The organism is Pseudomonas sp. NPDC086251 (assembly GCF_044746405.1).
Lineage (GTDB): Bacteria > Pseudomonadota > Gammaproteobacteria > Pseudomonadales > Pseudomonadaceae > Aquipseudomonas.
This window is the reverse complement of sequence record NZ_JBIVBY010000010.1, coordinates 140,899-160,677: the sequence shown is the minus strand read 5'-3', so window position 1 is coordinate 160,677 and position 19,779 is coordinate 140,899. Positions and strand designations below refer to the sequence as shown.

Here is a 19,779-nt window from a genome sequence, read left to right as displayed (position 1 = left end):
CGAGACGTTTCTGCTGTTTATGCACGTGTTATGCAAAACAGCATTTGTCATGGATAAAAAGATCAAGCACTATGCGCGTTATGCAAAAACGCAATGTTTCTACTGTCTTAAGAGCGCTGCTCGATCAGCACGGGATCTCCCCCACGGAGCTTCACCGTCGCACCGGCGTGCCTCAATCCACACTCTCGCGCATTCTCAGCGGCAAGATCGTCGATCCCTCGGACAAGCACATCTCGAAGATCGCCGAGTACTTCGCCGTGAGCACCGACCAGTTGCGAGGCCGTGCGGATGTCGCGACCGCCGCCAATACCGGGCGCGACGCCGTGCATTCGGAACTCAAGGATATAAGCCTGTGGGATGACGATACGCCTGTCGATGACGACGAGGTCTCGGTCCCCTTTCTGCGCGAGGTTGAATTGGCTGCGGGATCAGGAAGGTTCGTCATCGAAGAGAGCGAGCGCTCTAGCCTGCGCTTCGGCAAACGTAGCTTGCGCCACAATGGCGTGCAATTCGACCAGGCCAAATGTGTGACGGTGCGCGGCAACAGCATGTTGCCGGTGCTGCGCGACGGCGCCACGGTGGGAGTTAACGCCGGCAAATGCGGGATCGGCGATATCGTTGACGGTGACCTTTATGCAATCAACCACAACGGCCAGTTGCGGGTGAAGCAGCTGTATCGTCTGCCTACCGGGATTCGCCTGCGCAGCTTCAATCGCGATGAGCATCCGGACGAGGACTACACCTTCCAGGAAATCCAGGAAGAGCAGATCGTCATCCTCGGTCACGTCTTTTGGTGGGGCATGTACGCCCGTTAACCTCACCGTTGTCAGATAAAACCCGCCACCCGGTGGGTTTTTTTTCGCCTGTGGAAAACCGCCAACACCGTTGTTTACGGGGCTTTCATGCGTCAGTGCATTACCGATGCATAAATAAATGCATTTGTGCATTGACTGTATATGCATCCATGCATATTCTTTGTCTCAAGCCGCTCGACAAAGCAGCTCGAAACGAAGCTCTTCAGTTCCACAGACAAAGGCAGCGATGAACCGGCCTCAACGGTTCAGAGGGTTGGCAACTGACCCGGGTGTGCAGCGTAAAGCACCAGAAGCAGTTATCCGGCGGGCAGGGACCGCGGTCGGAAAAACAATGTGAATCGATCCGTACCGCGCCAGTAGCGCCGAAAGATCAACGCGAAGGACCGCATTACTGAAAAGCCCGGCAAGCGCCGGGCTTTTTGGAATGCCTACCTGATGCAGGCAGATATCGAAATATATAAGGACATGACCATGAAAAAGTACGCACGTGTTGTCAGCGGCAAAGTCGACAACCTCTTCGAAACGAACAACCCGATCACCGAAGAGTTCCCATCCGATCAAGTTTGGGTAGATGTCACCGCATTGCCCAAGATCGACTATTCCTGGAACGCGGTTAATACCGACGGCGCCTGGACTTTCAGCGACAGCGATCCGTGGGGGCAGCCCTCCTGGTTGTCCATCCAACTGCGAAGCGAAAGAGCTCCACGGCTCGACAGGGCCAACGCCACCCTGGCTTCCACCGCGTTGCCGTACAAGGTTGAACTGGGTCTCGCAACGCCAGCAGATGAAGCCGGTTTGCTGGCGTACAAGCAATTCTTCATCGATATGAGCAACGTTAACAAACAACCCGGCTACCCACTGACAGTCACCTGGCCTGAACTTCCATAAACACGCCTTGATTGCAAAATCACCCAGGAGGGCGAGACATGACAAACGAGCAACTGGTGTTGCTGGACATGCCGATCTGGCTGGTCATCGTCCTCGCCCTGGTGGGTGGGGTGTCCGGCGAAATGTGGCGCGCCGACAAGGAGGGCGCGCGCGGCTGGTCACTGCTGCGGCGCCTGGCCTTGCGCTCGGGGGCCTGCATGGTTTGCGGGGTCTCGGCCATCATGCTGTTGTACGCCGCCGGCATGTCGATCTGGGCGGCTGGCGCATTCGGGTGCCTCACGGCGATGGCCGGGGCCGACGTTGCCATTGGCCTTTATGAGCGCTGGGCAGCCAAGCGAATTGGCGTTTGCGAAGTGCCGCCACGAGATAACCGTCAGGATCACTGAAACCAAAAGCCCAATGGAGTGGCGAACTGTGGTGCCGACCGGCATCCGACCCGCAAGGACGCGGGTTTCCAAGGCCAGTGCCTTTTGCTCAAGCTCGCCCCGAGCAAGTTTGATCGGCCAGAGAGTTAACTGTTTCCGTCTTGAAAAGAACACGGGCCGTGTTGAAGCGCGCCCGCGCAATCGTGCGTGTCAAGGCAACTAACGCTCAGATCAGTCTGAGTTTATTAACATCTAGATAGAGGTATTTATGGTTTATTACTATGTGAATCAATTTACGCAAGAACTTCAAGGTCCAGTGGACCTGCAACCAGGTCCCGGTGGTGAGTTGCCTTATAACGCGGTCGAGTTGCCGCAAGCGTTGCCCTCAGCCGAAACGGGGTATGTTTGGGTCTGGCGTGAGGGCGCTGCCCAGCAACTGATTGACTTGCGAAACAAGCCGTTTTATCGAAAAGACAACGGCCAACTGTTTTTCATGTATGTACCGGGTCCGCTGTCAGATTTCCTCACCGACAAACCTTATCCTGGCGTGTATTACTTCTGGATGAATGACGACTGGGTGCTGGATGTTGCTGCCGAGCGGGCGGGTAAAATCGCAGAAGCTGTAATTGAACGCGATCAACGACTAAGCAGAGCCGTTATTCGTGTGGCACCGTTGCAATATGCCGACGATTTCAATGAAGCAACGTCTACACAGCTGGCTACTTTGTCGGAGTGGAAACGCTATGTGTTGAGCGTGGCAGCCATTGATCAGCAGCCCGACTACCCGTACATCATCAATTGGCCGAGTGCGCCGGACGCCGTCATCGCGCCATGACCCTTACGCAACAACAGTTACAAAGCATTATGCCGAACGCCCGCTCTCAAGCGGGCGTTTTTATTTCATTCCTCGACACTGCCATGGTGCACCACAACATAAACACCCCCAAACGCGTCGCTGCTTTTCTCGCACAGGTCGGTCACGAATCGGGGCAGCTTCTATACATGCGTGAATTAGGCTGTGACCAATACTTGAGCAAATACGACACCGGGACTCTAGCCACCCGTTTGGGCAATACGCCAGAGCCCGATGGCGACGGTCAAAAATACCGCGGTCGTGGCTTGATCCAGATCACCGGTCATGACAACTATCGACAGTGCAGCCTGGCGCTGTTTGGCGATGAGCGATTGCTGAATCAACCCGAACTGCTCGAACATCCCCAATGGGCTGCCGAGTCAGCCGCCTGGTTCTGGAAACACAACGGCTTGAACGAACTGGCCGATTGCGACCAGTTCAACAGCATTACCCGCCGGATCAATGGCGGCTTGGATGGGCTGCAAAACCGTTTGCAACTCTGGGCGCGGGCGAGGGCAGTGTTATGCAAGACGGCGCTCTGAACCTGGATTTACATGGGGTATTTGCCGATGTTGTGTTACCGGTCGTGTTGGCCAGTAGCTCGGCAACCCTGCACATCTGTGCAGCTTGCAGCAGAGCGCTCGCTCGCTAACATTTTGATCGATCCTGCGCCTTGCAAGCGCCCTGCGCTCGTGTACGGTAGTCCCATTCCGCTCGCTCAGGAGATGACCGTGAAAGAAATCACCCAACTGGCCGCTGAACTTGGCAGGCGCTTGCAGGTTCTCAATGCCCACGTCACCGCTGCAGAATCTTGTACCGGCGGCGGGATCAGCGAGGCGATCACCCGCATTCCGGGCAGTTCGGCGTGGTTCGAGGCCGGTTATGTCACCTATTCCAATCGTCAGAAAACCGAGCAATTGAATGTCCCAGTCGAGTTGTTTTCAACGGTGGGGGCGGTCAGTCGCGAGGTGGTCGAGGCCATGGTCCGTGGTGCCCAGGAAAAAAGCCGGGCGCGGTTTGCCGTGGCGGTCAGCGGTGTGGCCGGGCCGGATGGCGGTTCGCCGAGCAAGCCGGTGGGCACGGTTTGGCTGGCCTGGGGCGTTGGCGAGCAGGTGTTCAGCGAGGTTCAGTACTTCCCTGGTAACCGTGACGAGGTCCGCCGACAAACGGTGAAGGCCGCGCTAGAGGGGCTGCTGCGGCATGCTGCTGGAGAAATCTCAAATCAGGGGTAGGCGATCCTGAAACGCTGTGGAATAATACTGGCTACTTATACAGGTGTTGGCCGTCAGGCCTTATTGATTACGTGAGGACTTTAATGGACGACAACAAGAAGAAAGCCTTGGCTGCGGCCCTGGGTCAGATCGAACGTCAATTCGGCAAGGGTGCCGTAATGCGTATGGGCGATCAGGACCGTCAGGCGATCCCGGCTATCTCCACGGGCTCTCTGGGTCTGGACATCGCGCTCGGCATTGGCGGTCTGCCAAAAGGCCGTATCGTTGAAATCTACGGTCCTGAATCCTCGGGTAAAACCACGCTGACACTGTCGGTGATCGCCCAGGCGCAAAAAGCCGGCGCGACCTGCGCATTCGTCGACGCCGAACACGCACTCGACCCGGAATACGCCGGCAAACTGGGCGTCAACGTCGACGACCTGCTGGTTTCCCAGCCGGACACCGGCGAGCAGGCCCTGGAAATCACCGACATGCTGGTGCGTTCCAACGCGGTTGACGTGATCATCGTCGACTCCGTAGCCGCTCTGGTTCCAAAGGCTGAAATCGAAGGCGAAATGGGTGACATGCACGTGGGCCTGCAAGCCCGTCTGATGTCCCAGGCGCTGCGTAAAATCACCGGTAACATCAAGAACGCCAACTGCCTGGTGATCTTCATCAACCAGATCCGTATGAAAATCGGCGTGATGTTCGGCAGCCCGGAAACCACCACCGGTGGTAACGCGCTGAAGTTCTATGCCTCGGTTCGTCTGGACATCCGTCGTACTGGCGCGGTGAAAGAAGGTGATGAAGTCGTTGGTAGCGAAACCCGCGTCAAGGTTGTGAAGAACAAGGTGGCTTCGCCGTTCCGTCAGGCCGAGTTCCAGATTCTTTACGGCAAGGGTATCTACCTCAACGGCGAGATGATCGACCTGGGCGTTCTGCACGGTTTCGTTGAGAAGTCCGGCGCCTGGTATGCCTATGAAGGCACCAAGATCGGTCAGGGCAAGGCCAACTCGGCCAAGTTCCTGGCAGACAATCCGGAAATCGCCGCCAAGCTCGAGAAGCAGCTGCGTGACAAGCTGCTGACTCCAGCGCCGGACGTCAAAGCATCGCCAGTCAAAGAGACTGCTGATGACCTGGCTGACGCTGATATCTGATTGATCCGATGACCGCCGTACTCGATACACTCGTCGCGGTGCGGCGAACCGCAATGGACCTGCTCGCACGGCGCGAGCACGGTCGAGTCGAGCTGACGCGTAAACTGCGTCAGCGCGGCGCTCTCCCTGAAATGATCGATACCGCACTCGACCGCTTGACGGAAGAGGGCCTGCTGTCCGAGTCCCGGTACCTCGAAAGCTTCGTTTCCTACCGTGCCCGTTCCGGCTACGGCCCTTTGCGTATTCGCGAAGAGTTGGGCCAGCGGGGCCTGCAGCGCACTGACATCGAACTCGCGTTACGCGAGAGCGGGATCAACTGGCAGGAACAACTGGAAGACACCTGGCGACGTAAATTCTCCGGGCATTTACCCATAGACGCCCGGGAACGCGCCAAGCAAGGGCGGTTCCTGAGTTATCGGGGATATTCCATGGAAATGATCAGCCGCTTGTTCAGCGGCCGAGGGATGGACGATTGAATGAAACGGCTCGCTATTTCGATAGCGGGCCGTTTTTTTTGCATCACGTCACCTTTGACGGTTCCCGCGTGCGCTGTTGCGCCTGCGGTTTGGGCTGTGCCCAGTTTTCCGGCAGGTTGATGTAGTCCACCAGTTCCCGCAGGCGTCCATGGTCTCGGGCATTAAAGGTGAAGGCCAGTCGCGCCAGATGGCTGAACTGCGGTTCGTCATGCTCCTCGCCGCTGTAGACGTGTTGATGGAAATGATCGCTCAGGCACAGGTCGGCAAATGCCTCCTGCATGTGTTCGAGTGCCTGGTCGCTGAGCTGGTGATTCATCCGAATCACGAACTGATGCTTGAGCCAGCGGCTGGAGTGGAAGTTGCTGTAGAACTGGTTGATCTGCTCCACCGCTTCTTCGGCGCTGTAGACCAGGCTCACGAGCTTCATGTCGGTTGGCAGGATGTAGCGATTTTCCTCCAGTTGCTGATGAATGAAGTCCAGTGCACCTTGCCAGAACTTCCCTCCAGGCGCGTCCAACAGCACCACCGGCACCAATGGGCTTTTACCGGTCTGGATCAGCGTCAGCACTTCCAGCGCTTCATCGAGGGTGCCGAAACCGCCGGGGCACAGGACCAGGGCATCGGCTTCCTTGACGAAGAACAGCTTGCGGGTAAAGAAGAAGTGGAAGGGCAGCAGGTTGGTGGTGCCATTCACGGTGGGATTGGCGTGTTGCTCGAAGGGCAGGGTGATGTTGAATCCCAGGCTGTGTGCCAGGCCGGCACCTTCGTGGGCTGCGGCCATGATGCCACCACCGGCCCCGGTGATGACCATCAGGTCAGAGCGCGCCAGTGCGGCGCCGAGTTCTCGGGCCAGACCGTACAACGGGTGTTCTATCGGTGTTCGGGCGGAGCCGAAAACGGTGACTTTGCGTCGTCCCTTGAACTGTTCCAGTACCCGGAAGGCATGTTCCAGTTCACGCAGGGCTTGCAGGGTGATCTTGGCGTTCCAGCGGTTGTGGTCTTCCTGGGCCATGCGCAGCACGGTCAGGATCATGTCGCGGTAGATCGGAATGTTCGGGCTGTTGGGTGAAACCAGGTTGAGTTGCTCTTCGACCTTGCTGGTGAGGTCGTGGCCGCTTTCTTCAAAATGACGGCTCAGGAGGTCATTCGGTTGGTAAGGCATTCAACTTCTCCTTCTGCACAGAACCCTTGGCCCCGACAAAGCAGTCGTCAGCGCCGCGACACCTCGTGTGTCGCTGTCTGCCCAGGCCCGTGCCTGGGCGATCCACTTGACTCGGGTTGCAACCGAGTCATCCATACAGGCTCTGTTTTTTCCCTTGGATGAAAGAAACGTTCGCACAACAGGACGTGCAACAGGCAGCCCCTTTTCTGCCCGCAAAAAGTGAACGGGAACACTATGAATCTAGACCCTCGCAGGGTTTTCCGCTGAATCGATCATTGCGCCGCAAAGTCTTTCCTGGCAACCGCTTATTGACGATTTGCAAGGTGATTTCACCGCTCGTCTGAAGGCAAGCCGAGTGCCCGACAGTCTGATTTACTAAGTTACAGACGTGACACGACAACTTTGCGTCAAAGGCAGGGCGCACGATACAAGCGGTATGAAGGATTTCTCGCTCAGTACGAGCGAAGTGCAAGGAGGCCAGAGCCATGGCCAGAGTGATTCTGGAGATAGAGATCGATACGCAACTGTATCGATTGCTGAAGTCTTCAGCCGAGACCAATCATTTGAGTCTCGAAGAGGAGTGCTGCCGGCGTTTGGAGGGTGCCGAGCGGCGTTCGCGTTACTTGCAGGCGTTATTGGCAGAACTGCGCGCCGAGGATGAACAGCGGCGCGCCAATCCCCAGTGATTACTTCTTCTTGCTCGGTGCCGCTTTCGGGCAGTCCGATTCCTGATAACTGGCGGAGCCGACCGAACGGTTGGTCTTCACTTCAGTGAAGTCGTAACGCATCACCGCGCCCTTGGCCATCAGTTTGCGGAACGATGGGTTGTTGCAGACCGAGGCGCCCAGCTGGAAATACACGGCTTTCGGGTCGGCACGCATCTTGTTGGCATGGCTGCTTTGTACGCTCAGGTGGTTGATCAGCGTATTGCCTTCGACGGTGTAGCCTTGATCAAGGATGTCTTCGTTGATCGCCCGTGGAGTGCCAACACTGCTTTGTGTGGCGACGTTTCGCAGTTCTCTGTTGAGATTCTGCTCACTCAAGGACGCAGCCTGAGCGCTGAAAGACGACGCCAGCAAAATGGCAGCGGTGGGAACGATAAGGCGCAGCATGAAACTCTCCTGGTTCAGTGACTGGTGGTTCGACCAGCCACATGACTGTGCGTTCAGTGGCGGCGAATTATAGGGGAGGAGGCCTGGACGGTACAGGCTTGTGCCGGCTGCTCTGATAAACTGCCGGCACTTTCTGCCTGCCGAGTGTTTTTCGTGACCCCTGAAACGCCACCCTTTGCTGCCAATGCCGTCGCCCGCTTACGCGATCAGCGAGAGGAGGAGGGCATCAAGCCGATTCAGGCCCGGGGCTGGAGGGCGCCCCGTTGCCGTGAATGCCGTGTGATAGAGAGCCACTGCCTGTGCGCCTGGCGCCCGCGGGTCGAGACCCGCTCCGGCGTGTGCCTGATCATGACCAACAAAGAAGTGTTCAAACCGAGCAACACCGGTTGGTTGATCGCCGATGTGGTGCGCGACAACCATGCGTTCATCTGGTCGCGAACTGAAGTCGATCAACAACTGTTGGCGCTGTTATCCGACCCGCAATGGCAGCCATACCTGGTGTTCCCGGGGGAATACGTCGAACCCGAGCGAGTGACAAACAGCGTCGCGGTCGATAGCGCCAAGCGGCCGCTGTTCATCCTGCTGGACGCGACCTGGACCGAAGCGAGAAAAATTTTCCGCAAAAGCCCGTATTTTGATGCGCTGCCGATCCTCAGCCTGCTCCCCGAAAAACTCTCTCGCTACCGATTGCGCCGGTCTACCCGCAGCGAACACCTGTGCACGGCCGAAGTCGCTGCCTTGTGCCTGGACCTGGCCGGTGACATCGACGCCGCATCGGCGCTGGACGCTTATTTCGACGTGTTCAGCCAGCATTACCTCGATGCCAAGCATCAGCTTGAAATGAACGTTTCTACCCCGGCACATACCGAGCTGATGCCCTTCATTCAAAATGCCGTCCCTGCCCCAATGCCAGTCAGTTAAGGAGGCATCGGGCTTGCAGGAGCCAGGCTTGCCGGCGAAGGCGTCCTCAAGAACGCCTTCGCGGGCAAGCCTGGCTCCTACAAAAAACGATTCGTAGGCTAGGCTGATCGGCATTCGCGCCGGCCATGTGCCGAGAGTCGCCCATACTGCAAGGGACGGGACTGGCCAAGCTGCTTGACCACCCCGGCTTCGCTGGGCATGCTTGGCGCCGATTAGGGCGCGGCCAGTTTGATACGCCGAATTCTTCACGTGAATATTCACGTGATTGGCGTTGAACGTGCCCTGTTGGTGCAGCTCCGTGGCTGTACCTCGAGTTGTTTTGGCGAAGCCTGAATGCATTGGGCATCCCATGAAAAACAGGATCATTTGAAAAATGGCCACATACGAAATCCTGATTGCCGATGACCACCCTCTTTTTCGTAGCGCCCTGCATCAAGCGTTGACCCTGGGCCTTGGCCCGGATGTCCGACTGGTGGAAGTGGCAAGCATTGCCGAGCTGGAAACCCGCCTGGACGAAAAAGGCGACTGGGATCTGGTGCTGCTGGACCTGAACATGCCGGGGGCCTACGGTTTCTCCGGGTTGGTGCTGTTGCGCGGCCAGTACCCGCAGATCCCGGTGGTGATGGTCTCGGCCCAGGAAGAGGCCTCGATCATGGTCAAGTCCCGTGAATTCGGCGCCAGCGGTTTCATTCCCAAGTCCAGCGACCTGAGCGTTATTCAAAAAGCCGTACGCGCAGTACTCGATGGTGACGTGTTCTGGCCGCCCCAGGCGTTCGAAGCGGTCAGCGTGTCCGCTGAAGCCAAGGCCGCCAGTGAAGGCCTTGCAAGCCTGACGCCCCAGCAGTTCCGGGTGCTGACCATGGTCTGTGAAGGGTTGTTGAACAAGCAGATTGCCTACGAGCTGAGCGTGTCCGAAGCGACGATCAAGGCTCACGTCACAGCGATTTTCCGCAAGCTCAATGTGCGGACCCGGACGCAGGCTGCGCTACTCTTGCAACAACTTGAGTCAATTTCGAGCTAAACAGGCGCTGCATATTCACGCTTTTTTGACTTTGCTTGATCTAGTTTTCCCACTCCTTTTTGGTCAGTTGCCTATCCTATGTCCCCTTTCAAAGGCCAGACCGGCCTAAAACGCATCCTCAACGCCTCTGGTTATTCGCTGGACGGCCTGCGCGCAGCCTTCACGGGCGAAGCCGCTTTTCGGCAACTGGTGTTACTCAATGTCATCCTGATCCCGATTTCGTTCTTCCTGAACGTCAGCCGTGTCGAGCAGGCACTGCTGATTGCCGTGTGCCTGCTGGCGTTGATCGTCGAGTTGCTCAATTCGGCAGTGGAGGCGGCGATCGACCGCATTTCCCTTGAATTGCACCCGCTGTCGAAGAATGCAAAAGACATGGGCAGCGCCGCGCAACTCGTGGCGTTGACCATGATTGCGCTGGTGTGGGCGGTGATTCTGCTTTAAGCGATGGTGGGCAGGACGATCTCGTCGCTGCGCTGAACCCCGGCGGTGAAGGCGCGGCACAGATCGAGGAATTCGCGCATCGCCGAGGTCTGGTATTTCTGTTTGTGCCAGATGAAATAGAACTGCCGCGCCAGGTCCAGATCCGGTGTTTCCACCGGCACCAGACTGCCACGGCGGAACGCATCACGCAGTGCCAGGCGCGAAATGCAGCCAATGCCCAAACCTGACTCCACCGCGCGTTTGATCGCTTCGGTGTGTTCCAGCTCCAGGCGGATGTTCAGCGCGCTGCGGTGATGACGCATGGCCTGGTCGAAGGTCAGGCGCGTGCCAGAGCCTTGCTCACGCAGAATCCAGGCCTCGTGGGTCAGCTCTTCCATGGTCGCTGAGCCGCGTTTGGCCAGCGGATGCTGCGGGGCACAGAACACCACCAGCTCATCCTCGACCCAGCTCTGGACTTCGATGTCCGGGTGGCTGCAATCGCCTTCAATCAGACCCAGATCAATTTCATAGTGAGCGACTTGCTGCACGATGTTGGCCGTGTTCTGCACGTGCAGTTTCACCTGGCTTTCCGGGTGGCGCTGCATGAAGCTGCCAATCAACAACGTCGCCAGGTAATTGCCGATGGTCAGGGTCGCGCCGACCGCCAATGAGCCGAAACCGGACTTGCCGTTGAGCAGGTCTTCGATTTCCTTGGCTTGGTCGAGCAGTGCCACCGCTTGTGGCAGCAGCTGTTTGCCGAGGGCGTTGAGGCTCAGCCGTTTGCCGGCGCGGTCGAACAGCTGGCAGCTGGACTGGCGCTCTAGCTCGGTGATCGAGGTGCTCGCCGCCGATTGCGAAAGGTTGAGCAGACCCGCAGCACGGGATACGCTTTCCTGCTGAGCGACGGCGACGAATACTTGAAGTTGACGGAGAGTAAATCGCATATCTATATAACCGATAACCCTTATCTTAATAATCCATTTAACAGATATTGTCTCTGCTATTAGAATGCGATGCAATTGCGCACAGCGGCGCAGGCAAAATCTCCAGGAGTCCCACGTACATGAGCAACATGAACCACGAGCGTGTCCTCAGTGTTCATCACTGGAACGACACTCTGTTCAGCTTCAAGTGCACCCGTGATCCGGGCCTGCGCTTCGAGAACGGTCAGTTCGTGATGATCGGCCTGCAACAGCCCAACGGCCGCCCGCTTATGCGTGCCTACTCGATCGCCAGCCCGAACTGGGAAGAGCATCTCGAGTTCTTCAGCATCAAGGTGCCTGATGGCCCGCTGACTTCCCAGTTGCAGCATCTGAAGGAAGGCGACGAGATCATCATCAGCAAGAAGCCTACCGGCACGCTGGTACTGGACGACTTGAAGCCTGGCAAACATTTGTACCTGCTCAGCACCGGTACCGGTCTGGCGCCTTTCATGAGCGTCATCCAGGACCCGGAAACCTACGAGCGTTTCGAAAAAGTGATCCTGTGCCACGGCGTGCGCTACGTCAACGAAGTCGCCTACCGCGAGTTCATCACCGAGCACCTGCCGCAGAACGAGTTCTTCGGCGACGCCCTGCGTGACAAGTTGATCTACTACCCAACCGTGACCCGCGAGCCGTTCGAGAACGAAGGTCGCCTGACCGACCTGATGCGCAGCGGCAAGCTGTTCAGCGACATCGGCCTGCCACCGATCAACCCGCAGGACGACCGCGCCATGCTGTGCGGCAGCCCGAGCATGCTCGACGAGACCAGCGAAGTGTTGAACAGCTTCGGCCTGAAAGTCTCGCCGCGGATGCGCGAGCCGGGTGATTACCTGATCGAGCGTGCGTTCGTCGAGAAGTAAGAACACCGCATCACTGAAAAGCCCCCATTGCCTGTGCAGGCAATGGGGGCTTTTTTGTGCCCGATACACAGCTCCTACGGCAGGTGGGAGGCGGGGATGACTTCGAGGACGCGGATCGACTCGGGTGTCGGGTAATGCCAGCGCACGTCGACATCCCAAAGCTGCGCGCCGTATTCGCGTTCGGGGGTAGGCATCTGGTACGCCGGGCGTGGATCTTGCGCCAGGCATTGCTCGATCAGTGCCACCAGCGGCTCTTCAAGGCGCTGAGCGTGACTGTGAGCCTGTTGCAGCGCTGAGTCCGTCCACTGCACGGGAATCAACTGCGGCGCGGCACTGGCGATGGTATTGGAGGCACTGTCGATGATGTCGGCGTAAGGCACGTAGGGTTTGATGTCGAGAATCGGCGTGCCGTCCAGCAGGTCGATGCCGGAGATAAACAAGCGATTGGCTTCGACCTTGTCCAGCTTGACCACTGACTGGCCAATGCCATTGGGCCGATGCGTGGCGCGCGTGGCGAACACGCCCATGGATTTGTTACCACCAAGGCGCGGCGGGCGGACTTTGAGCCGTGGCTTTTCTTCCAGCGCCTGATGAAACAGGAACAGCAACCAGACGTGGCTGACCTGTTCCAGGCCTTGCACCGCATCGCCCTGATCGAATGGCGCCACCAGCTCCAGAACGCCGCGAGCCGCCGGGGCCAGCTGTGGTTGGCGCGGGATGGCGAACTTCTCCTTGAAGCAGGAGCGCACGAAGCCGATGGGGGAAACGCTGTAGGTCATGGTCTGGAGGTCGAAGCGGGGTGAGGGTGGGCATGATAACCCGATCGACCGTTGCTTCGGTGGTGACTGTCAAGACGCCTTCGCGAGCAAGCCCGCTCCCACATTCGACCGTATTCTTTCGGGAGAACGCGGTTAAATGTGGGAGCGGGCTTGCTCGCGAAGGCCACACCGCCGATCTCAGAGACTGAACCCACCATCCAGCGGAATAATATTGCCGGTCATGTAAGCCCCAGCGGTACTCGCCAAACTGATCGCCAGCGCCGCCATCTCTTCCTCGCGACCCCAGCGCTTCATTGGAATCAACGCCGTGTCATCCGCCAACGCCTGCTCATCGTTACCAATGTGCTGCGTCATCTTGCTCGGGAAACGCCTCGGCGCAATGACGTTGACGTTGATGTGCTGGCTCACCAGCTCCCGCGCCAGAATCCGCGACAGTTGGTGCAGGGCGGCTTTGCTCGGCCCGTAGGCATAGGCCTGTTCGCCAAAGGAAGAAATCCCCGCCACCGAGCCGATGTTGATAATCCGCGCCGGATTGGCTTCGGTGCCCGCCTTGCGCAGCAGCGGCAGGAATTGCTGGATGCAGTTGAACACCGAAGTCACGTTGAGCTGCATGACCTTTTCCCAGCCCTTGACCGGGTAACTTTCCAGCGGCGCGCCCCACGTAGTGCCTGCGTTGTTCACCAGAATATCCAGATGGTCGATCTGTTCGCCCAGCCGCGTGGCCAAAAGCTGCACGCCTTCTTCGGTGGCCAGGTTGGCCGCGACGGCATGACAGCGGCCCAGCGTGCTCAGCTCATCGGCGGTTTGCTGGCAGGCTTCGGCGTCCCGGGCGCAGACGTACACGGTCGCGCCGGCCTCGACATAGGCCTTGGCGATCATTTTGCCGATACCACGGGTGCCGCCGGTCACCAGAGCGGTGCGGCCTTGCAGGGAGAAGTAGGGGTGCATGGCGAATCCTGAGAACTGAAGGTCAATACACCCTAGTCGTCAGCCGCTGGAAGCGGAGCCACTATTTTTTCGAGGAATGTGCGTCTATACAGATGGGCTTGCGGCTGTGCTGTGTGGGGCCGGATTGCTGGCGATGGCGTTTTGGAGATCGCCTTCGCCAGCAAGCTGTGCTCCTACAGAGGCTACAGTGTTACTGCGGGCGAACGCGCAGGGTCAGGCCTTTGAGGAAGTTGCGCAGCAACTGGTCGCCGCAGGTGCGGTAGTTGGTGTGGCCGAACTTGCGGAACAGCGCGCTCAGCTCAGGCTTGGACACCGGGAACTCGGCGGCCTTGAGAATCGCGTGCATGTCGTCTTCTTTCAGTTCGAAGGCCACGCGCAGTTTCTTCAGGATGACGTTGTTGGTCACCGGCACTTCGATCGGCTGCGGTGGACGGCTTTCATCCTTGCCGCGCTTGAAGAACACCAGGCCATCGAGGAAGTGCGCCATGACTTCGTCCGGGCAGCGTACGAAGCCTTCTTCGTCTTCCTCTTTCTTGTCGAGGTAGGTCAACAGGTCTTCCAGGCTGACGTCCATGCCGCCGAGCTTGATGATCTCGATGACTTTCTTGTCGCTGATGTCGAGCATGTAGCGCACGCTGCGCAGTACGTCGTTATGAATCATGGTGTGCAGTCCTGATATTCAGCAGTGGGCGTCGCATAAGCCTGCGACGCCGAAATGTGTGGCGGCGTGAAAAGTCTTAGAACTTCTCTTTGCCGGACAGGTAGCGCCATTGCCCCAACGGCACTTTGCCGATGGATACACCGCCAATGCGGATGCGGCGGATGGCGACGACCTTCAGGCCGACGGCCTGGCAGAACAGGGCGATCACGCCCGGTTGAGGGTTCTTCATCGCAAAACGCAGGCGGTTTTCGTTCTGCCAGCTGGCTTTGACCGGCGGCAGTTCCTTGCCCTTGTAGGTCAGGCCGTGATTCAGGCGGTTGAGGCCGTGAGCCACCATGTCGCCTTCAACCTCGACCACATACTCTTGCTCGATCTTGGCGGAGTCGGCGGTGAGCTTGCGCAGGATCTTCCAATCCTGGGTGAACACCAGCAGACCGCTGGCATTGGCCTGCAGGTCGGTGCTGGCGGTCAGGCGCAGGAAGTGGCCCTTGAGCGGACGTTTGCTGAAGCGGTGTTCTTCGCTCAGGGTCTCGGCACTGATGGTCGCCATGGCCGTTTCCGCATCCATGCCCGCCGCCACGTTGAACAGGATGGTTACCGGTTCCGGCGCAGTGGCCTTGGCTTCTGGATCGAGCTCGACTTTCTGGTTCTCGACCTTGAATTGCGGCTCGTCGATGACTTCACCGTCCACGGTGACCCAGCCGCCCTCGATGAACAGCTCAGCCTCCCGACGGGAACAGCCGACGAGTTCGATGAGGCGTTTGGAGAGACGAATCGGGTCAGTCATGACAGGGCCGTAACAAAAAAGGGGTGGGCATTGTACCTGCTGGGCGCCGGTTAATCGCGGGTCCATTTGCGCAGTATCGCTTTTTGTGGGAGCGGGCTTGCTCGCGAATGCGGTAGATCAGTCAATTTCTCTGCTGAATGACCCACCGCATTCGCGAGCAAGCCCGCTCCCACATTTGTACGGTGTTGTGTCAGCCGTGCCGTGAATGTTGTTGGGTTTGGCGCAAGCGCATGTGCAGCAGCGGATAAGGCTGGCCCATGCCGTCCACCTCCGAGCGGCCGATCACCTCGAACCCCTGCTTGAAGTAAAATCCCAACGCCTGCGGGTTCTGTTCGTTGACGTCCAATTGATCGGCATTCAGGTGTTCCATGGCATAGCGCAGCAACTGCTTGCCCAGGCCTTGGCCACGGTGGGCCGGGTCGATAAAGAGCATTTCGATCTTGCCTGCGGCGACTCCGGCAAACCCGGTGATGCGCTGGCGCGAGTCCCGGGTGCAGATCAGCATGACCGCGTCGAGGTAGCGGGTCAGTACCAGGTTCTTCAGCAACTCAATGTAGCTGTTCGGCAGGAAGTCATGGGTGGCGCGCACGGAGGCCTCCCAGACCTGGGTCAGTTCTTCGTAGTCGCTGTGTTTCGGCGTGTGGATGACCGAATGTTGGCGCATGGCTCGATGCCCCTTTTGCTATTGGTTGTGCGAGTCCTTTCTCCCCCAAAACGATAGACGTAAAAAAGCCCCGCATCTCGTCAAGAGAGCGGGGCTTTGCGTATTTTTTGCGTTTAGATCTGTTCAGCCCACAGGTCGTATTCGTCGGCGTCGGTCACTTTGCACCAGACTTTATCGCCTGGCTTCAAGTTGCTGCCGTTGTCGATGAACACGTTGCCGTCGATTTCCGGGGCGTCGAAGAAGCAGCGGCCCACCGCGCCTTGCTCGTCGACTTCGTCGACCAGTACTTCGATTTCACGGCCGACGCGCAGTTGCAGGCGCGCCGAGCTGATCGCCTGCTGGTGCGCCATGAAGCGATCCCAACGGTCTTGCTTGACGTCGTCCGGCACAATGGCCGCGTCCAGCAGGTTGGCCGGTGCGCCTTCGACTGGTGAGTACTGGAAGCAGCCGACGCGATCGAGTTGCGCTTCGGTCAGCCAGTTCAGCAGGTACTGGAAGTCTTCTTCGGTTTCGCCGGGGAAGCCGACGATGAAGGTCGAACGGATGATCAGGTCCGGGCAGATTTCGCGCCAGTTCTTGATGCGCGCCAGGGTCTTGTCTTCGAAGGCCGGACGTTTCATGGCTTTCAGGACTTTCGGGCTGGCGTGCTGGAACGGGATGTCGAGGTACGGCAGGATCTTGCCGGCGGCCATCAGCGGGATCAGCTCGTCGACGTGCGGATACGGGTAAACGTAGTGCAGACGAACCCAGACGCCGAGGGTGCTCAGGGCTTCGCAGAGTTCGGTCATGCGGGTTTTCACCGGCGCGCCGTTCCAGAAACCGGTGCGGTATTTCACGTCGACGCCGTAGGCGCTGGTGTCTTGCGAGATCACCAACAGCTCTTTGACTCCGGCCTTGACCAGGCGCTGGGCTTCGTCGAGCACGTCACCGACCGGGCGGCTGACCAGTTTGCCGCGCATCGACGGGATGATGCAGAAGCTGCAGCTGTGGTTGCAGCCTTCGGAAATCTTCAGGTAGGCGTAGTGGCGCGGAGTCAGTTTGATCCCTTGCGGCGGCACCAGGTCGATCAGCGGGTTGTGATCCTGGCGCGGCGGCACGGCGTCGTGCACGGCGTTGACCACTTGCTCGTACTGCTGCGGACCGGTCACGGCCAATACGCTTGGGTGCACCTTGCGAATGTTGCCTTCTTCAACGCCCATGCAACCGGTGACGATGACCTTGCCGTTTTCCTTGATGGCTTCGCCGATCACTTCCAGCGATTCAGCCTTGGCCGAGTCGATGAAGCCGCAGGTGTTGACCACCACGACATCGGCGTCCTCGTAAGTGGACACAACGTCATAGCCTTCCATGCGCAGCTGGGTAAGGATGCGCTCGGAGTCGACCAGTGCTTTGGGGCAACCCAGGGATACGAAGCCAACCTTTGGATTGGCCGGCGCAGGAGTGGTGGACATGTCTAACCTCGGTATTTGTGACGCCTCCAGCCGAGATCGGCAAGGCGACAGACGGACGCTATGTTGCGTCTCTGGTCAAAAAGTGCGCAATTCTAGCGATGAGAGGGGCGCTTGACCAGCTTTATGCAGGGAAATACGACGAGTGCTGCGCTATGCTTCGCGCCGTTAGGCTTTACCGAATTTTTACAGTCAACAAAACGTCTGTAACCGTAAGTAAAACAGCGCATGCTGCACGGCAAAGCATAGTGCTTCTTATAAGAAGTCCGGGTCTGAGTAGTAGGAGTTTTGGATGGGGCAGGCAAGTAGTCAGACGGCGGGCGCCGAGCATTCGGCAGCAAAACCGATCGGCATGCTGGTTGCGGCAGTCGGGGTGGTTTACGGCGATATCGGCACGAGCCCGCTGTACACCCTTAAAGAAGTGTTTTCCGGTGGCTATGGCGTGCCCGTCAACCATGACGGGGTGCTGGGGATCCTGGCACTGATCTTCTGGTCGCTGATCTGGGTCGTGTCGATCAAGTACATGATGTTCGTGCTGCGCGCCGACAACCAGGGCGAAGGCGGGATCATGGCCCTGACCGCGCTGGCCCGGCGAGCGGCGGCGGGGTATCCGAAATTGAGGGCGTTGCTGGTGGTCTGCGGGCTGATCGGTGCGGCGCTGTTCTACGGCGACAGCATGATCACCCCGGCGATTTCCGTGCTCTCGGCGATTGAAGGCCTGGGCCTGGCATTCGAGGGCATCGACCATTGGGTGGTGCCGTTGTCGTTGATCGTGCTGGTGGCGCTGTTCCTGATTCAGAGTCACGGTACCGCGCGAATCGGCATTCTGTTCGGGCCGATCATGGTCACCTGGTTTGTGGTGCTCGGGGCGCTGGGCGTCTACGGCATCCTGCAGCATCCGGAAGTGTTGAAGGCGATGAACCCTGTGTGGGGCGTGCGCTTCTTCATCGTGCACCCGGGCATGGGCGTGGCGATTCTCGGCGCGGTGGTGCTGGCGTTGACCGGTGCCGAAGCGCTGTACGCCGACATGGGCCACTTCGGTCGCAAGCCAATTGCCCGTGCGTGGTTCATTCTGGTGCTGCCGGCACTGGTGCTGAACTACTTCGGCCAAGGTGCGCTGCTGCTCGGTGATCCGGAAGCGGCGCGTAACCCGTTCTATCTGTTGGCGCCCAGCTGGGCGTTGATCCCGCTGGTCGGCTTGTCGACCCTGGCCACGGTGATTGCCTCTCAGGCGGTGATTTCCGGTGCGTTCTCCCTGACCCGTCAGGCGATCCAGCTCGGTTATATTCCGCGCATGCACATTCGGCACACGTCCAGCGCCGAACAAGGCCAGATCTACATCGGCGCGGTGAACTGGGCGCTGATGGTCGGCGTGATTTTGCTGGTGCTGGGATTCGAATCCTCCGGTGCGCTGGCCTCGGCCTACGGTGTTGCCGTGACCGGGACCATGCTGATGACCACGATCCTGGTGTCGGCGGTGATATTGCTGCTGTGGAAATGGCCTCCGCTCCTCGCGGCGCCGCTGTTGATCGGTTTTCTTTTGGTAGACGGCCTGTACTTCGCCGCCAACGTGCCGAAAATCGTTCAGGGCGGGGCGTTCCCGGTGATCGCCGGTATCGTGCTGTTTGTGCTGATGACCACCTGGAAACGCGGCAAGCAGTTGCTGGTCGATCGTCTTGACGAGGGTGGCTTGCCGTTGCCGATCTTCATCAGCAGCATCGCCGTGCAACCGCCGCATCGCGTCCAGGGCACAGCGGTATTCCTCACGGCGCGGCCGGATGCCGTACCTCATGCGCTGTTGCACAACCTGCTGCATAACCAGGTGCTGCACGAGCAAGTGGTGCTGCTGACGGTGGTGTACGAAGACATCCCGCGGGTGCCGGCGTCCCGGCGTTTCGAGGTCGATTCCTACGGCGAAGGCTTCTTCCGGGTGATCCTGCACTTCGGCTTCGTCGACGAGCCAGACGTGCCGCAGGCGTTGAAGCTGTGTCATCTCGATGACCTCGACTTCAGCCCGATGCGCACCACCTACTTCCTCAGTCGCGAGACGGTCATCGCTTCCAAACTCGAAGGCATGGCCCGCTGGCGCGAGGGGTTGTTCGCCTTCATGCTGCAAAACGCCAACGGCAATTTGCGCTTCTTCAATCTGCCGCTGAACCGGGTGATTGAGTTGGGTACTCAAGTGGAGATGTAAGCCACAACAAAAGCCCCCGTTGCCATTGCGGCAGCGGGGGCTTTTTTGTGCGTG

Annotated in this window: 23 protein-coding genes; 14 read left to right on the top strand and 9 right to left on the bottom strand. The window is 58.7% G+C overall.

All coding sequences use genetic code 11. From position 1 onward, the window contains the following. Positions 1-80: 80 nt before the first annotated feature. The 8 genes from ACIPL2_RS14455 (at position 81) to recX (ending at position 5,765) form a co-directional block, all read left to right on the top strand. The gene (locus ACIPL2_RS14455; protein WP_401357489.1) at positions 81-815 is read left to right on the top strand and encodes a helix-turn-helix transcriptional regulator; all 735 of its coding nucleotides are present in this window, start codon (positions 81-83) and stop codon (positions 813-815) included. Positions 816-1,286: 471 nt separating this feature from the next. After that, positions 1,287-1,703, top strand: coding sequence for a tail fiber assembly protein (locus tag ACIPL2_RS14450; RefSeq protein WP_401357375.1), 417 nt, complete (start codon positions 1,287-1,289; stop codon positions 1,701-1,703). 38 nt (positions 1,704-1,741) lie between these two features. Next, positions 1,742-2,089: a phage holin family protein gene (locus tag ACIPL2_RS14445; protein WP_401357373.1), complete on the top strand. Its 348-nt coding sequence runs from the start codon at positions 1,742-1,744 to the stop codon at positions 2,087-2,089. A gap of 247 nt (positions 2,090-2,336) precedes the next feature. Further along, positions 2,337-2,903, top strand: coding sequence for a tail fiber assembly protein (locus ACIPL2_RS14440; protein ID WP_401357371.1), 567 nt, complete (start codon positions 2,337-2,339; stop codon positions 2,901-2,903). Next, positions 2,900-3,463 carry a glycoside hydrolase family 19 protein gene (locus ACIPL2_RS14435; RefSeq protein WP_401357487.1) on the top strand — a complete coding sequence of 188 codons (564 nt, stop codon included), beginning with the start codon at positions 2,900-2,902 and terminating at the stop codon, positions 3,461-3,463. The genes ACIPL2_RS14440 and ACIPL2_RS14435 overlap by 4 nt, the downstream gene beginning before the upstream one ends. A gap of 189 nt (positions 3,464-3,652) precedes the next feature. Beyond that, positions 3,653-4,153 (top strand): CinA family protein, encoded by a 501-nt coding sequence (locus ACIPL2_RS14430; protein ID WP_401357369.1) that lies wholly within the window; start codon positions 3,653-3,655, stop codon positions 4,151-4,153. Positions 4,154-4,236: 83 nt separating this feature from the next. Continuing rightward, the gene (gene recA, locus ACIPL2_RS14425; protein WP_007907270.1) at positions 4,237-5,289 is read left to right on the top strand and encodes a recombinase RecA; all 1,053 of its coding nucleotides are present in this window, start codon (positions 4,237-4,239) and stop codon (positions 5,287-5,289) included. Positions 5,290-5,297: 8 nt separating this feature from the next. Next, on the top strand, positions 5,298-5,765 hold the full coding sequence (recX, locus tag ACIPL2_RS14420; protein ID WP_140666305.1) for a recombination regulator RecX: 468 nt from the start codon (positions 5,298-5,300) through the stop codon (positions 5,763-5,765). A gap of 43 nt (positions 5,766-5,808) precedes the next feature. On the opposite strand, the gene ACIPL2_RS14415 is transcribed toward recX, so the two are convergent. Continuing rightward, positions 5,809-6,927: a TIGR00730 family Rossman fold protein gene (locus ACIPL2_RS14415; RefSeq protein ID WP_401357366.1), complete on the bottom strand. Its 1,119-nt coding sequence runs from the start codon at positions 6,925-6,927 to the stop codon at positions 5,809-5,811. A gap of 485 nt (positions 6,928-7,412) precedes the next feature. Here ACIPL2_RS14415 and ACIPL2_RS14410 point away from each other — a divergent pair, with 485 nt between their 5' ends. Beyond that, positions 7,413-7,613, top strand: coding sequence for a hypothetical protein (locus ACIPL2_RS14410; protein ID WP_401357364.1), 201 nt, complete (start codon positions 7,413-7,415; stop codon positions 7,611-7,613). Here the strand turns inward: ACIPL2_RS14410 and ACIPL2_RS14405 are convergent, their stop codons facing one another. Further along, positions 7,614-8,039, bottom strand: coding sequence for a PA3611 family quorum-sensing-regulated virulence factor (locus ACIPL2_RS14405; RefSeq protein WP_401357362.1), 426 nt, complete (start codon positions 8,037-8,039; stop codon positions 7,614-7,616). 153 nt (positions 8,040-8,192) lie between these two features. Here ACIPL2_RS14405 and ACIPL2_RS14400 point away from each other — a divergent pair, with 153 nt between their 5' ends. The 3 genes from ACIPL2_RS14400 to ACIPL2_RS14390 all read left to right on the top strand — a co-directional run bounded on the left by ACIPL2_RS14400 (position 8,193) and on the right by ACIPL2_RS14390 (position 10,422). Then, positions 8,193-8,960 carry a tRNA-uridine aminocarboxypropyltransferase gene (locus tag ACIPL2_RS14400; protein WP_401357360.1) on the top strand — a complete coding sequence of 256 codons (768 nt, stop codon included), beginning with the start codon at positions 8,193-8,195 and terminating at the stop codon, positions 8,958-8,960. Positions 8,961-9,333: 373 nt separating this feature from the next. Next, positions 9,334-9,981, top strand: coding sequence for a response regulator transcription factor ErdR (gene erdR / locus ACIPL2_RS14395; protein WP_401357358.1), 648 nt, complete (start codon positions 9,334-9,336; stop codon positions 9,979-9,981). A gap of 78 nt (positions 9,982-10,059) precedes the next feature. Then, entirely contained in the window at positions 10,060-10,422 is a 363-nt protein-coding gene (locus tag ACIPL2_RS14390) for a diacylglycerol kinase (RefSeq protein ID WP_008030027.1), read from the top strand. Here the strand turns inward: ACIPL2_RS14390 and ACIPL2_RS14385 are convergent. Beyond that, positions 10,419-11,345 carry a LysR family transcriptional regulator gene (locus tag ACIPL2_RS14385; RefSeq protein ID WP_401357356.1) on the bottom strand — a complete coding sequence of 309 codons (927 nt, stop codon included), beginning with the start codon at positions 11,343-11,345 and terminating at the stop codon, positions 10,419-10,421. The two genes, ACIPL2_RS14390 and ACIPL2_RS14385, sit on opposite strands and share 4 nt — an antisense overlap. Positions 11,346-11,464: 119 nt before the next feature. On the opposite strand from ACIPL2_RS14385, the gene fpr reads away from it, so the two are divergent. Next, positions 11,465-12,244 (top strand): ferredoxin-NADP reductase, encoded by a 780-nt coding sequence (gene fpr / locus ACIPL2_RS14380; protein ID WP_008054100.1) that lies wholly within the window; start codon positions 11,465-11,467, stop codon positions 12,242-12,244. Positions 12,245-12,318: 74 nt separating this feature from the next. On the opposite strand, the gene tsaA is transcribed toward fpr, so the two are convergent. The 6 genes from tsaA to rimO form a co-directional block, all read right to left on the bottom strand. Continuing rightward, the gene (tsaA, locus tag ACIPL2_RS14375; protein ID WP_401357354.1) at positions 12,319-13,023 is read right to left on the bottom strand and encodes a tRNA (N6-threonylcarbamoyladenosine(37)-N6)-methyltransferase TrmO; all 705 of its coding nucleotides are present in this window, start codon (positions 13,021-13,023) and stop codon (positions 12,319-12,321) included. 177 nt (positions 13,024-13,200) lie between these two features. Further along, positions 13,201-13,971: an SDR family oxidoreductase gene (locus ACIPL2_RS14370; protein ID WP_401357352.1), complete on the bottom strand. Its 771-nt coding sequence runs from the start codon at positions 13,969-13,971 to the stop codon at positions 13,201-13,203. A gap of 190 nt (positions 13,972-14,161) precedes the next feature. Continuing rightward, the gene (locus ACIPL2_RS14365) at positions 14,162-14,632 is read right to left on the bottom strand and encodes a DUF1456 family protein (protein WP_401357349.1); all 471 of its coding nucleotides are present in this window, start codon (positions 14,630-14,632) and stop codon (positions 14,162-14,164) included. 76 nt (positions 14,633-14,708) lie between these two features. After that, positions 14,709-15,419 (bottom strand): rRNA pseudouridine synthase, encoded by a 711-nt coding sequence (locus ACIPL2_RS14360; RefSeq protein ID WP_033058947.1) that lies wholly within the window; start codon positions 15,417-15,419, stop codon positions 14,709-14,711. 190 nt (positions 15,420-15,609) lie between these two features. Then, positions 15,610-16,083 (bottom strand): acetyltransferase, encoded by a 474-nt coding sequence (locus ACIPL2_RS14355; protein ID WP_401357347.1) that lies wholly within the window; start codon positions 16,081-16,083, stop codon positions 15,610-15,612. Positions 16,084-16,196: 113 nt separating this feature from the next. Next, on the bottom strand, positions 16,197-17,534 hold the full coding sequence (gene rimO, locus ACIPL2_RS14350; protein WP_223433013.1) for a 30S ribosomal protein S12 methylthiotransferase RimO: 1,338 nt from the start codon (positions 17,532-17,534) through the stop codon (positions 16,197-16,199). A 289-nt stretch (positions 17,535-17,823) separates the two neighbouring features. On the opposite strand from rimO, the gene ACIPL2_RS14345 reads away from it, so the two are divergent. Beyond that, positions 17,824-19,725 (top strand): potassium transporter Kup, encoded by a 1,902-nt coding sequence (locus tag ACIPL2_RS14345; RefSeq protein WP_401357343.1) that lies wholly within the window; start codon positions 17,824-17,826, stop codon positions 19,723-19,725. Positions 19,726-19,779: the final 54 nt, after the last annotated feature.

What these genes read in the sequence shown, in the direction of transcription:
- ACIPL2_RS14455 (WP_401357489.1), top strand. Translation starts at nt 81, where the DNA reads ATGCAAAAACGCAATGTTTCTACTGTCTTAAGAGCGCTGCTCGATCAG.
- ACIPL2_RS14415 (WP_401357366.1), bottom strand. Translation starts at nt 6,927, where the DNA reads ATGCCTTACCAACCGAATGACCTCCTGAGCCGTCATTTTGAAGAAAGC.
- erdR (WP_401357358.1), top strand. Translation starts at nt 9,334, where the DNA reads ATGGCCACATACGAAATCCTGATTGCCGATGACCACCCTCTTTTTCGT.
- ACIPL2_RS14410 (WP_401357364.1), top strand. Translation starts at nt 7,413, where the DNA reads ATGGCCAGAGTGATTCTGGAGATAGAGATCGATACGCAACTGTATCGA.
- ACIPL2_RS14440 (WP_401357371.1), top strand. Translation starts at nt 2,337, where the DNA reads ATGGTTTATTACTATGTGAATCAATTTACGCAAGAACTTCAAGGTCCA.
- ACIPL2_RS14385 (WP_401357356.1), bottom strand. Translation starts at nt 11,345, where the DNA reads ATGCGATTTACTCTCCGTCAACTTCAAGTATTCGTCGCCGTCGCTCAG.
- ACIPL2_RS14365 (WP_401357349.1), bottom strand. Translation starts at nt 14,632, where the DNA reads ATGATTCATAACGACGTACTGCGCAGCGTGCGCTACATGCTCGACATC.
- ACIPL2_RS14355 (WP_401357347.1), bottom strand. Translation starts at nt 16,083, where the DNA reads ATGCGCCAACATTCGGTCATCCACACGCCGAAACACAGCGACTACGAA.
- rimO (WP_223433013.1), bottom strand. Translation starts at nt 17,534, where the DNA reads ATGTCCACCACTCCTGCGCCGGCCAATCCAAAGGTTGGCTTCGTATCC.
- recA (WP_007907270.1), top strand. Translation starts at nt 4,237, where the DNA reads ATGGACGACAACAAGAAGAAAGCCTTGGCTGCGGCCCTGGGTCAGATC.
- ACIPL2_RS14445 (WP_401357373.1), top strand. Translation starts at nt 1,742, where the DNA reads ATGACAAACGAGCAACTGGTGTTGCTGGACATGCCGATCTGGCTGGTC.
- ACIPL2_RS14405 (WP_401357362.1), bottom strand. Translation starts at nt 8,039, where the DNA reads ATGCTGCGCCTTATCGTTCCCACCGCTGCCATTTTGCTGGCGTCGTCT.
- tsaA (WP_401357354.1), bottom strand. Translation starts at nt 13,023, where the DNA reads ATGACCTACAGCGTTTCCCCCATCGGCTTCGTGCGCTCCTGCTTCAAG.
- ACIPL2_RS14435 (WP_401357487.1), top strand. Translation starts at nt 2,900, where the DNA reads ATGACCCTTACGCAACAACAGTTACAAAGCATTATGCCGAACGCCCGC.
- ACIPL2_RS14345 (WP_401357343.1), top strand. Translation starts at nt 17,824, where the DNA reads ATGGGGCAGGCAAGTAGTCAGACGGCGGGCGCCGAGCATTCGGCAGCA.
- ACIPL2_RS14370 (WP_401357352.1), bottom strand. Translation starts at nt 13,971, where the DNA reads ATGCACCCCTACTTCTCCCTGCAAGGCCGCACCGCTCTGGTGACCGGC.
- ACIPL2_RS14450 (WP_401357375.1), top strand. Translation starts at nt 1,287, where the DNA reads ATGAAAAAGTACGCACGTGTTGTCAGCGGCAAAGTCGACAACCTCTTC.
- ACIPL2_RS14360 (WP_033058947.1), bottom strand. Translation starts at nt 15,419, where the DNA reads ATGACTGACCCGATTCGTCTCTCCAAACGCCTCATCGAACTCGTCGGC.
- ACIPL2_RS14390 (WP_008030027.1), top strand. Translation starts at nt 10,060, where the DNA reads ATGTCCCCTTTCAAAGGCCAGACCGGCCTAAAACGCATCCTCAACGCC.
- fpr (WP_008054100.1), top strand. Translation starts at nt 11,465, where the DNA reads ATGAGCAACATGAACCACGAGCGTGTCCTCAGTGTTCATCACTGGAAC.
- recX (WP_140666305.1), top strand. Translation starts at nt 5,298, where the DNA reads ATGACCGCCGTACTCGATACACTCGTCGCGGTGCGGCGAACCGCAATG.